The 12,346-nt window shown below is 59.5% G+C and carries 9 protein-coding genes; 6 read left to right on the forward strand and 3 right to left on the reverse strand.

Annotated features, from left to right (window positions below):
- Positions 1–52: 52 nt before the first annotated feature.
- Entirely contained in the window at positions 53–433 is a 381-nt protein-coding gene (locus tag F1002_RS04730) for a VOC family protein (RefSeq protein WP_150427847.1), read from the reverse strand.
- 153 nt (positions 434–586) lie between these two features.
- Between F1002_RS04730 and F1002_RS04735 the strand changes: the two genes are divergently transcribed.
- The 4 genes from F1002_RS04735 (at position 587) to F1002_RS04750 (ending at position 7,471) form a co-directional block, all read left to right on the forward strand.
- A complete protein-coding gene (locus F1002_RS04735) occupies positions 587–1,312 on the forward strand; it encodes a YafY family protein (RefSeq protein WP_150427848.1) in 726 nt (241 codons plus the stop codon).
- Between the two features lie 534 nt (positions 1,313–1,846).
- Positions 1,847–3,184, forward strand: a complete 1,338-nt coding sequence (locus F1002_RS04740; RefSeq protein WP_150427849.1) for a hypothetical protein — start codon at positions 1,847–1,849, stop codon at positions 3,182–3,184.
- A complete protein-coding gene (locus F1002_RS21165; protein WP_223879462.1) occupies positions 3,181–4,623 on the forward strand; it encodes a cell wall hydrolase in 1,443 nt (480 codons plus the stop codon). The genes F1002_RS04740 and F1002_RS21165 overlap by 4 nt, the downstream gene beginning before the upstream one ends.
- A 13-nt stretch (positions 4,624–4,636) precedes the next feature.
- Positions 4,637–7,471, forward strand: a complete 2,835-nt coding sequence (locus F1002_RS04750; RefSeq protein WP_150427850.1) for a hypothetical protein — start codon at positions 4,637–4,639, stop codon at positions 7,469–7,471.
- Between the two features lie 32 nt (positions 7,472–7,503).
- Here F1002_RS04750 and rlmF read toward each other — a convergent pair whose 3' ends face one another.
- Both rlmF and F1002_RS04760 read right to left on the reverse strand, forming a co-directional pair.
- Positions 7,504–8,427, reverse strand: a complete 924-nt coding sequence (rlmF, locus tag F1002_RS04755) for a 23S rRNA (adenine(1618)-N(6))-methyltransferase RlmF (RefSeq protein ID WP_150427851.1) — start codon at positions 8,425–8,427, stop codon at positions 7,504–7,506.
- Positions 8,428–8,473: 46 nt separating this feature from the next.
- Positions 8,474–9,634, reverse strand: a complete 1,161-nt coding sequence (locus F1002_RS04760; protein WP_150427852.1) for an NnrS family protein — start codon at positions 9,632–9,634, stop codon at positions 8,474–8,476.
- A 169-nt stretch (positions 9,635–9,803) separates the two neighbouring features.
- On the opposite strand from F1002_RS04760, the gene F1002_RS04765 reads away from it, so the two are divergent.
- Together F1002_RS04765 and F1002_RS04770 are read left to right on the forward strand one after the other, a co-directional pair.
- The gene (locus F1002_RS04765; RefSeq protein ID WP_150427961.1) at positions 9,804–11,051 is read left to right on the forward strand and encodes a nitronate monooxygenase; all 1,248 of its coding nucleotides are present in this window, start codon (positions 9,804–9,806) and stop codon (positions 11,049–11,051) included.
- Between the two features lie 221 nt (positions 11,052–11,272).
- Positions 11,273–12,343 carry a hypothetical protein gene (locus tag F1002_RS04770; RefSeq protein ID WP_150427853.1) on the forward strand — a complete coding sequence of 357 codons (1,071 nt, stop codon included), beginning with the start codon at positions 11,273–11,275 and terminating at the stop codon, positions 12,341–12,343.
- Positions 12,344–12,346: the final 3 nt, after the last annotated feature.

The raw sequence follows: 12,346 nt of genomic DNA on the forward strand, positions 1-12,346 counted from the left end.
AACAGGTCGAGCGCCCGGGGGTGAATGCACTGCCCGGGCGCGGTGAGGACGTCTAGCGGCAGGCGTGCAGGCCGACGCGGTTGCCTTCGCTGTCGACGATCAGCGCGATGAAGCCGATATCCTGGCCCTGCGCATTCTTCCCCAGGGCCAGGCGGGGCATGGCGACCTGGCCGCCGGCAGCCAGCGTACGCTCCAGCGCCGCGTCCAGATTGTCCACGCTCAGGTAAATCAGCGTGCCGTTGTCGCGCGGTTCCAATTGCGGCATGGCGACCAGCGCGCCACCGGGCATGTTGTCGTCGTAGGCGAAGATCGCCATCGGATGGCCGCTGCAGCTTTCGCGGCGGAAAGTCGCGCCGAGCACGCGTTGGTAAAAAGCGACGGCGCGGTCGAGGTCGGTCGTGGGTAGTTCGAACCAGCAGATCGGGGTGTTCATGGTTTTCTCCTTGGGGTTGGGCGCCGGTTGCTTGCCGGCGTGGAGTGCATCATCCGCTCCCCCTCCTGACAACGTCGTGTCAGGAGACGCCGTGGGCCGCGCAAAGGCGCGTGCTATGCTGAAATCCAGCTGCCTTTCCCGGAGTCGCCGCCGATGCGTCCTGCCGACCGCCTGTTTCAGATCATTCTCATGTTGCGCCACGGCCGCATCGTCACTGCCCGGGCGTTGGCCGAGGTGCTGGAGGTATCGGAGCGCACCGTCTACCGCGATATCGCCGATCTCATCCGGGCCGGTGCTCCTATCGACGGCGAGGCCGGTGTCGGCTACCGCCTGCGGCGTGGCTACCAGGTGCCGCCGTTGATGTTTACCGCCGACGAACTGGCTGCCCTGGCCATCGGCGCCAAGCTGGTCCGCGCCTGGACCGATCCGGCGCTCGGCAAGGCCGCCGACGCCGCCATGGCACGCATCGAAGCCGTGCTGCCGCGAGATCTGGAAGAGCGCATCGCGGCCAGCAGTCGGCGTTACATCGCTCCGGACTGCCTGCAGCCTGAGCCGCTGCGCGAACCGATGGCCGCGCTGCGCGATGGCATGGAATCCGGACACAAGGTGCGTGTCGCCTATCGGCGCGGCGACGGGGCGTGTTCAGAGCGTATTCTCTGGCCGCTCGGCCTCGTCTTCTGGGGACGCTGCTGGACCCTCGGTGCGTGGTGCGAACTCCGCCAGACCTTCCGTACCTTCCGTGTCGACCGCTTTTCCGGTGTCGAACGGCTCGATGCCCGATTCGACGATCGCTATGGCCATCTGTGGGCCGAATATCTCGCCCGTGCTCGCGAGGAAGGCGAAAGCACGCCGCATTCTGGTACCGACCGGGCGGGATAGCGCAAAACCCGGAAATCATTCCGTCACATCCCGATACACGGCACTACGTTTCTGCTGACATCGCCGCCGCAACCTGCCGCGTTATTCGGCACAAGGCGCTGCGAAAAAGTTGGCAGCACCGAGTGCCGAATAAATCGACCTCTCAAGGAGAAACAAAATGCAAATTACCAAGACCCTGATCGCCCTGACCGTTGCCCCGGCTTCGCTTCCGCTTCTTTTGCCCAGGGCGTCGCCACCCCGGCCCCGGCAACCGCTGTAGCACCGGCCGGCAAATAAACCAGCCCGAAAAGACAAAACCCCCGGCCTCCAAAACCAGGGGGCCTATTTGGGGCGATAGTTTTCCGAGTCGGGCTTGGCGGCATTCAATCCAGGGAAGTCACACTATTCAATGCCAGTTTATTGGCATCAAATGGTCATGAACTGAATTGGAATTGTTTGCATATATCATCTATATTCATCTCAGCAGGGAAGGATGCCGTTTGCGGTAGGTCAGTTCGCTATATCCCATTCCATCGGGTATTCGTGGGGGATTCCATGGAAATCGAACGTCGTCGCATTAATGGATTGTCATTGCATTTTCCGGTGGGGGCACTTTTGGTATTGATGAGCCTTTCATCATGCACGGTCGTCAACCCGGTCCCATCACAAGAGGATGATTCGTTCTTCAGAAAAACTGCTGACTCCACCAAAACTGAAAGCGGCAAGTCCGCGCAGGACTGTTGTTGCAAGGCGAGCTATGCTGACCACTTGGGGGAAGAGATAGAAGCGGCCGATAAGCGACGGCGCGATTGGCTGGAGAAAGGAACCGAGCGTTTAAGGACATCGACCGCCTATAACGCCTTGCTTGTACCGCTGTCGGTATTTGTTGCGGCAAGAAGCATTGCCGATCCATCGGCTTCTCTGGTTCGGGATGCGTCAGCGATTGCGTTGGGGACATATGGCTTGCTGAGCTCAGGTGTTCCCGAGCGTGACAAGCTCTATCTTGAGGCGGCACGGCAGGCATCCTGTGCAATTTCGCTGTCAGCCGTGGATCTGTACGAAAAAGAACGAATAGAACGTGTTTCTAGAACGCGGGCATGCGACACAGGCTTGGTCTGTTCGGGTGTCGGTGGTGACGAACAAAGTACTCGGTCATGCTGCAAAGCGGGGGAAGCATCGACGGACAACGCCGAGGTCTCGCTCGAGAATCGGATCGCCTGCTTAGAGGGCAGCATCAAGGAGTTTACCCAGACGCGTGACGACTTATTGTCGAAAATGCCAGTCGGTAGCAGCGGGTCTGATACTTCGATTTCATTAAGCATCGGAGCGCGATTGCGGGAAGTCGGGGTGTTGCCGGGTAGTGCTGGCAGCGGCAATCGACGACAGAACTTCCTTGATCGTAGTCAGGCAAAAATTGATGATGCCGGAGCAAAACTGCTCCAACTCCGCTCACTGCGCAGCGAAATCCGCTACTCAGGCCAGCGATTGCGGAATCGTATTGGTTACATTAATCAACGCCTGATCGTTGCTCTTAACGATCGAACGCCAACGCTAACTGCTCCGAGCCAATTGGGTGCTGTGCGCAACGAGTTGGCCAATCTGGTGAATGCGCTTGAAAAGAAGAATGCCGAGAATGGTGCTACTGGCCAGTCGAAAAGAGGTGAGCGAAAAGGCTATGCTCAGGAGCATGTTTCAGCGCTTTCCAGCGACAAGGGGTTACTCTCCAAGTCGAGGGCTCTGGATAGTGCCTTGGTCAGTGCTCAGGATTGGCTGAGCGCCCATGAAACCCGAAAAAGGGAAATCTTGGCGGAGGTGAGCCGTGGCGGGTGTTCCGAAGAGTTGTTTGGTGAATTGTCTCCACTAACCATAAGAAGTACCGAGGTTAGAAAATGAGATGGCAGCAATGGGCGATATTGAACAGGGCCTTTGAGCGCCTGGGAAGGGGCATCGCTCGTTCCGGGCCGAGTTTGGAAGATGACTGGATTTCCGGTGAGGCATTGGATGCCATATTCATTGACTTGCCAGGTGCAGGGCAAGGGGCGGATTGTTGGGCATGTCATGTGGCAGTTGCAGAAAATATCCCCATTGCCAGTTTGCCCGATTATTGGTGTTTTGACCCGCAATTGCCTCCCGTTCGATTAAGGAAAGGCCGTGCTCCCCACGCTGTCGCGCAGTCTACCGTGAGGGTTCAGCGATTGAGCGGGGAGGGCGAACAGGGGACAGCAACCTGTCTGGTGCGGGACAAGTTGAATGCCAACCGAAACTATGTCATTACATGCGCTCATGTTGCGGCGCCGGACAAGCAATCGGCGTACCGAGATGAGTTTGCCCTTTCATTTAGCGGAAAGTCTTTCTCTGCTTACCTGTGTGAATGGGCACCGGTTCTTGGCGGAAAGGAAGATTCGATTGCCCCGATTGACGCGGCGCTTCTCGAACTCGATGCATCGGCCCTGAGCGAGTTGAGAGTACAGCTGTCGGCGCAGGACATGCCAGCCGGGGTTGATTCGGAGTGTGCATTCAACAAGAGCGTTGTGCTGCACAGCTTGCGGGGAGAGATCGCGGGTGCGCTCCGAAACAGATGGTCAGGCAAGGTTTTCCTTGCCGACGGTGACAAATTCCCCGATTACTTCTTGCGTGATGCCATTGGCTATCTTGCCTCCGATCAAACACTGCCGGGCGATAGCGGGGCTGCAATCTGGACAGCGGATCAGCGCTTGCTCGGGATGCATGTTGCGGCTATCGAATCGGGAGAGGCTTGGGGAGCCAATGCCGTGATGGGCCCCATTTCTCCCGTGCTCGACTGGTATAACGTCAAGCCTTATACGCGCTTCGATCCCGCGACTATTACCGAAGCCGATCGGCCTCTTGCCTCGTTGCGCCTTTCTAATCCTCCCGCTGGCTCAGGTATTTCACAGCAAATCGACTACGCCACGGAACTCGGTGTTCTGGCAAAAACGATTTGGGGGGAGGCACGCAATCAAGGACGAAAAGGCATGGAGGCCGTTGCCTGCGTGATGGCCAATCGCAAAAATGCCCGTCGTGGCAATTGCGATACTTTTTTTTCTGTGTGCCGTGCCTACCGCCAGTTTTCCTGCTGGAACGAAGGCGATCCTAACCGCCGCAAGCTTGATTTGATCGAGTCGGCACCGGATGCGGAATACCGGCTGGCAATGGAAATCGCGGCCGATGTACTGGCCGGCAGGCAACAGGATTTTACCTTTGGCGCCCAATACTACCTTACGCGTGCTGCCAGTCGGACAACCGATTGGGCGCGGGGGCATACACCGTGTTTTGAGTGGGGCGATCACCTGTTCTATAACGACGTCAGATGAATAGGAGCCAAGCATGAGCATGACACTGATTGAAGTCGCGATTGCCATGGCCCTCATCTACATGGTGGCCTCAATCCTTGTTACCACCTTCCAGGAGTACTTGTTCGGTAATCTGATCCGGACCAGGGTTTCGGTGTTGCACGACTTGTTGCTTGAGGCCTGTGGCAGAAACGTGATGCTCAAGGAGGGGGTGTTGAAAAATTCTTTGGTCTTCGCGCTGTCCAATGGGGACAAAGAAGCGGAAAGTAAGTTTCCGCGCAGCACCGGGCCAACCGAAATTCCTCCCGATATATTCGCCAAGGCCTATTTGATGGCGTTGAACGTGAAATATCCTGGGACGCACCCCAGTGAGCAATACCTCCCGTCGGCATTTGTCGATGCGCTCGCCGCGCAGCCCGCAGGGATCGACGCGCGTAACGTGCAAACACTCAAAGGATTGCTGCCAGGTACCGAGGGCGACTGGGGGGCGTTCGAACTAGCCATTGCCGATTGGTTCGCCAAGATCGGTGATCGATCCAAGGGATGGTTCAAGCGCCGAACGAGTTGGTGGACCTTGTTCATCGCGTCGGTGGTGGTGCTGCTGCTGAATCTGGATGCCTACAACATGCTCAACCGTCTCCTCGGGGACCCGGCGTTACGCGCGGCTCTTGCGGATGTCGGAGAATTGGCTTTCATTCAACGAGAATCGGATGCCGGACGGAGCGTCGACAGTAGTTTGACAAAAAGCCTGCCACCCGAAGGAAAGGTTTCAGCGGCGCTGACCGACGCTTACACCCGCTTGTATGCCGCGTTCAAGCAGGATAAGGAAATTGCGCAGTTGCAATACAAGCTTTCCGATGTCAGGCGCTATTGCGTTATAGATGGCTATACCGACGAGGCCAGCCTGGGTTTCAAGCCACCGCCCAACAAGAGTTCGGCGAGCAGGGCTTGTGCAGGTGGAAGTCCGTGTCAGAAGGATCAACTGGAGCAGTATTCTCAGAAGCTTTCCGATCCGCCCAGCTGGTTGACGATCATTCCGTATGCGATCATGCCAGCTATAGACAAGGCGTCGGTCGGTCTAACTAACCATAAGGTTTGCAAATACGACAACCAGAAGCAGGCAGTTTGCGAGGCGAGCGTACAGCCGGTAACTACGCAGGCGACACTGGAGCAGGTATACGGTTGCGTCAGCCACATTTCTGCGTGGGTTCGGGCATCCATGACTTCCAGTCGAGACCCCGCTGTGCAAGCTGCCATGCGCGAGGCGGCGGTGAAACTGGAGGAGTCCAAAACCGGTTTGGCGCAGCTCATTCAACTACATCAGCCCAAGAGTTTCACACGTCTATTCCGCGATCACCCGGAAGCGTTTTCCGAATGTCGAGAGCGCGCCAACTCGCTGGAGGACATCTCGCGATGCATGGGAAACGATGCATTGCAATACACCGCTCTGCCCTTCGGTCATCATCAGGGTAATTGGAGCGCCCAGTTCTGCAAGGTCAAGGTCGCATCTCCGGATGCTGCCTTGGACGGCAGTTTGGAAGCCGGAATCTGGCCCTGTAATCACCGGGTCGCGCGGCATGTCGGCATGGGCCTGCCGGCGATGGCTTTGCAATACAAGCCGATACCCGAAATATTCTTGTCGGTTGTCGTTGGAGGGGCGATTAGCGTGTTGCTGATCAGTCTTGGGGCTCCATTCTGGTTTGATGTGCTGGGTCGATTTGTTCGCTTGCGTGCCGCCGGCCGTATTCGTGACGACGAAATAAGCGCGGCCAAGGGTGGCGGTACTCTTCCCCTACCTGAGATCGCGCGGCGATCAGGTAGCAGTGGCACGCTTTCCAGTCCCGCTGTGAACGGCGTTGGCGGCGTTTCGCCAACGGCGCTCAATGCCTTCGAGGCCAGTTTGACCGGGCGCGAAGTCATGGCGCTCAAACAGCGGGTTGGAGCGCTGACGAACCCGGCGGCAATCATTGATGGCGAAACGCGGGCGGGGGTGGCCAAGTGGCTTAGTGAGCATGGGCGCCCAGCTGACGAGGCGCTGAGCTACGTGCTGTACAACGATATTGTCGGCCGTCCCCCGATTTCTGCCGGTGCGGTCAATGGCGCGGTTGCCACCCGTCCGCAACTGGGGCATGGCTATTTTCTGCTTTCGGGCCTGGCGAACAACTTGATGGCGGCAACCTCCTTCACGGGGCGTGTGCCACCCAATGAGACGAAATTCACCGACGATCTGCGGGCGTTGAGTGTGTTGTATCGCTACAAAGCAGATAGAGGTGCTAACCCAGGTGCGAAAGTGATCGATTTGCCCACGGTGATCGCGGCAACGAACAATCCGGCAAGTCTCGATGAAATGGACGAGAGAACGGTTGCTGCGGTGCTCCAGGGAGGAACAGCCTACCCCAGGACGACTGCGGCACCCTGGATGGACTGGGCATTTGGCGAACTCGGGCAATGCGAGCGTGGCGGGACGACGCGTGAGAGCAGCAATCCGCGGATTTGTGAATACCTTGACGTTGCCGCAGCGAAGCTCGGGGGGCAAGGTGACACGACGGCCTGGTGCGGCGCTTTCGTGGCTTGGGTGATGAACAATTACAGCGATGAATACCACAGGTCTAGCCGGACCCCGAGCGGCTGGCCGTCTCCGCAACCGTTGCCGAAAACGCCGGAGGGAGCAAAGAACTGGGCGGGCTGGGGAGCTAAAGACACGCGGTCTTCTCCGAAGTTGGGCGACATTGTCGTCCTGAAGTCCTCGCATGTCGGATTCTTTGTCGAGCAGGACGCCAGTTATGTCACCCTGCTTGGCGGTAATCAGGGAGATCGGGTCCGCCTGAGCCGCTTCCCAATGGGGGACGTTGAAGCTATACGGAGATAGCGGGCCGCTTTGGGGTTTTCGATGTCCCTGTTTTATCGACTTCTGGCCCACTTCGACCGGTCCCCCGCGCTCAGGAAGCTCCAGGCGACGATCCGGCTCTGTTTCTGGCCCTGGGCCATGTCGATGATGCGGACGTCCACGACGCGGGCCTTCTTGAGCACGGCCTGAATCGGGGTGAGATTGTCCGCCTTGGAGAGCAGCGTGGTGAACCACAGTGCGCGCTTGGGAATCTGCGTGCTCTGTTCGATCATGGTCTTGACGAAACCGCGCTCGCCGCCGTTGCACCACAGTTCGGTGCCGCCGCCGCCGAAATTGAGGCGGGCCTGCGTGGAGCCCTTGCTGGCACCGGGTTTGCCGAGGTTGTTCCATTTGCGCTGACTGACGGCCAGCACCTCGTCGGGCGAGGCGTGGAAGGGCGGGTTGCACATCGTGAAGTCGAAGTTCTCGCCGCTGCGCAGCAGGCCGGTGAAAATGTTGTCCCATACCGGCTGGTGGCGCAGTTCGACGTCGGTGGCGATCTCGGGGTTCTTGGCGAGAATGGCGCTGGCGTTGGCCAGCGCCGCCTCGTCGATGTCGGTGCCGAGGAAGGACCAGCCGTAGGCGGCGTGGCCGATCAGCGGGTAGACCAGGTTGGCGCCGGTGCCGATGTCCAGTCCGCGCACGCCGGGGCCGGTGGGGATGGCATTGCCGTCGGCGAGCAGGTCGGCCAGTGCGTGGATGTAGTCGGCGCGGCCGGGAATCGGCGGGCAGAGGTAGCCGGCCGGGATGTCCCAGCCCTTGACGCCGTAATGGTGCATGAGCAGTGCCCGGTTGAGCGCCTTGACGGCGGCCGGGTTGGCGAAATCGATGCTCGGCGTGCCGGCGGGTGTCGTCTTGATGTGCTTGGCCAGCGCGGCCGACGTGGCGGTCAGTACAGCCAGGTCGTAGCCATCGGCATTTTCGTTGCGGGGGTGCATGGCGGTGTTCCTTGAAACGGGCCGCCATTGTCCCACGCCGCGGCGATCAATGCTCCCGGCCGTCGATGCGGGCTTGCATCAGGATGGGGATGTAGCGCCAGGCGAGTATGCCGAAAGCGACGAGCCAGCAGCTTGCCGACGCGTGGATGATGCCGATGTAGGCCCCGGGTACGAACTGCGGCACGGCGACGCGGACGATGAGCGCCAGGATCATGATATACAGCACGGCGCGGTCGAGCCCGTCGAAGACGACCTTGCGGCCGGTGTGCCCTTTCGAGATGCGGATGATCATGGCTGGGATGACGCAGCCCATGGCGCCGAAAGTGAAGAGGTGTACCGAGACCGAGCCGATCCACACGAAGTTCATGGCGTGGCCCAGGGCTTCGACCAGCAGCTGGCCGACGATGGCCAAGTAGCCAATGTACATGATCCCGATGTCGATGCGCTTGAAGGCGAGATGCGGCTTCCAGAAAACGAAGCGGATGGCGAGCAGAACGGCCAGCGCCAGCGACAGGCCGGCGGTCAGCGGGCGGGGCAGGAAGGGTTCGAGAACCAGGAGCAGGCCGAGCAGCTTGATCGGCATGTCGAGTTTGGGTTGGCGCAGAATCTGGATCTGGAAGACTGCTTTCATGAATCCCGTCAGGGTGCGTTCGAGCATGACCAGGAAGGCCATGCGGAACAGCGCGATGCTCATTCCATAGCCGGCCGGAAAGTCGTTGCCGTAGAGCATCAGGTATTTGGCCACCAGGAAGGCCGGCAGCATGACCATGAAGAAAGCGTTGTCGCGGTAGCTGTCCTGGCTGCGATAACGGATCAGCGTCCACACCAGCATGGCGGCGATGCTGCCGAGAAAGGCGTTGTTGGCGAGCATGGCGACCGGCAACGGCCATTGGCCGCCGAAGCTCATGGCCAGCCGCTCGACGATCCAGGCTGTGGCGAGCAGCATCAGGGCCGGTCCGTGATAGCCGCGGATGTTGACCCAGTTCTTGGTCGAGGTGAGCAGGAAGCCCCCCAGTACCGCCCAGCCGAAGCCGAAGAACATCTCATGGGCATGCCATTGAACCGACGTGAACGGCGCGTTCGGGGCCGGCAGGCTGCCGCTGAACATCAGCGCCCAGGCGATGGGGAAGAGCATGCCGGCAAGGCAGGCGAGGGCGAAGAAGGGGCGGAAGCCGACGAGCCATAGCGGGTGGGTACGTGAAAACATGATGAACCGGAGGAGAAAAGTACGATCGAAGTGGCAAGTTTAACGACAGTCGCGAGTCGCAAACTTGATTTATACCGGGCTGGTCACGCATCGTTTCCCACAATGGCGTAAAATCCCATCCTTGGCCGATGGGTGAGGGGTTGTTCGGCTGATTTCCATAAGGACAATGATGAAGCGTGTGGATGATTTCCGCTTGCGGCTTGGCAAGCACGAGCTCGTGCCGATCATGATCGGCGGCATGGGGGTTGATATTTCGACGGCCGATCTGGCCCTGGAGGCAGCCCGGCTGGGTGGCGTCGGGCATATTTCGGATGCGATGATCAATACGGTTTCCGATCGTCGCTACGAAACCAAGCACGTCAAGGAAAAGCTCGCGCTCTACAAGTACAACGTCCAGAACGAGGACAAGTCGCCGGTCAAGTTCGATCTCGGCCGTCTCGAGGAAGCCACCCGGCTGCACGTCGAGGCGACCATGCGCCGCAAGCAGGGGAACGGCCTGGTCTTCATCAACTGCATGGAAAAGCTGACCATGAACGCGCCGAAGGAGACCCTTAAGGTCCGCATGACGGCCGCCATGGATTCCGGTATCGACGGCATCACGCTGGCGGCCGGCCTGCATCTGGGTTCCTTTGCCCTGATCGAGGATCATCCGCGCTTCCGCGATGTGCAACTGGGCATCATCGTCTCCTCGGTTCGCGCCCTGCAGCTTTTCCTGAAGAAGAGCGCCCGTACCAACCGCCTGCCGGATTACATCGTTGTCGAAGGTCCGCTGGCCGGAGGCCACCTTGGTTTCGGCATGGACTGGGCGCAGTACGACCTGGCTACCATCGTCGCCGAAGTGCTCCAGTACCTGCGGGACGAAAACCTGAATATCCCGGTTCTGCCCGCTGGCGGCATCTTCACCGGCTCCGATGCGGCCGGCTTCCTCGAAATGGGCGCCGCCGGCGTCCAGGTGGCCACGCGTTTCACGGTGACCAGCGAGTGCGGCTTGCCGGACGCGGCCAAGCAGGAATACTTCAAGGCCGACGAAGACGATATCGAAGTCAACCAGATTTCGCCGACCGGCTATCCGATGCGCATGATCAAGTCCAGCCCGGGCATCGGCGACGGTATCCGCCCGAACTGCGAAGCCTATGGCTATCTGCTCGACGCCAACGGCAAATGCGCCTACATCACCTCCTACAACCGCGAAGTCGCCGCGCATCCCGAAGCGCGGAAGGTCAAGGTCTGGGACAAGACCTGTCTGTGCACCCACATGCGCAACTTCGAAATCTGGACCTGCGGCCACCTGACCTACCGCCTGAAGGATACGACCCTCAAGCTTGAGGACGGCCGTTACCAGGTGCTGTCGGCGGAGCATGTGTTCAAGGACTACCAGTTCAGCACGGACAACAAGATCGCGCTGCCGACACCCTAGTCAGCTTGAGTGGTTGTCGCCTCACGCTTCCGGTGAGGCAATAAGTTCAAGTATCTGAAGTCTGGATGGACATGCAGTTTGCGCGAATGATGAAGGGGAGAAGACGGGGAGGTGCATTCAGGCGCTTGCTTGGCGCCTGCTGCCTTCTGGCGCTTTCTTCTCTCGTCGTCGCATCCGACGGTTCTTCGGCGTTCAGCCTGCAGGGTTTCGGAACATTCGGGATGGCCAGGACGACGAGCGATCAGCTTGAGTTTGTCCGTGACCTGTCGCAGCCGAGCGGTGTCAGGAAGCACTGGGATGGCCGCAACGACAGCGTGTTCGGCCTGCAGGGAAGCTGGCAGATCGATCCTCGCCTGTCGGCTGTGGTCCAGGCAACCACCAAGTACCGCTACGACCGCACGTACAACCCGGAGATCGCCTGGGCCTATCTCCGTTATGAACCGACGCCCAGTGCGACGCTACGCCTGGGGCGCCTGGGTACGGACTTCTTCATGATGGCCGACTCGCGCTGGGTGGGCTATTCCTACCTGACGGTACGTCCGCCTGGCGACTATTTCTGGTATTTGCCCTTCTACAGCATCAATGGTGGCGACGCCGCTTACGCCTTGTCCCTTGGTGAAAGTCTCGTTCGCTTCAAGGCCTTTTACGGTCTTTCCAATGGTCAGATTCCCTTGGCAGACCGCCAGTGGGATATCGACGGTTCGCCCATGACCGGCGCGTCGGTCGAGTATCAGTATGCGGCCTGGCAAATCCGGGCGAGCTACGCCAACATCACGTTCAAGAACGATCTGCCCATCAGCGATATCCTGCAGGCCTATTCGCCCGACCCGGCGGCTTCTTCGCGCTACCTCGCTTCCCGTGACCGGCGTTCGGACTACTATTCACTGGGCGTGGTTTACGATCAGGGGCCGTTGCAGGTGCAGTTGATGCTCAATCGCATCGAGCAGGGGAGCAACTCATTCGAAAGCTCGGAGGGGGGCTACCTGCTGGCTGGGTATCGGGTCGGCGAGGTCAAGCCCTATCTCGGCTATTCCTGGATTCGTTCGGTGCAGCGCAATACTGCCGGGCGCCAGGTCATCGAGGCGAAGATCATGGCGGATGCCCATGCGGATCAGGCTACCCGTATCGTCGGATTGCGCTGGGATCTGGCACGCAACATGGCGCTCAAGGCGCAATGGGATAGCATTCGTGGTGAGTCCACGTCGATCTTCCCCTATCGCAGCGATCCGGCCAGTGGCCAGTGGTCCGGACGCATGGACGTCTATACCGTGACCTTCGATTTTATTTTCTGAGGC

Source organism: Dechloromonas sp. CZR5, from assembly GCF_008711155.1.
Taxonomy (GTDB): domain Bacteria; phylum Pseudomonadota; class Gammaproteobacteria; order Burkholderiales; family Rhodocyclaceae; genus Azonexus.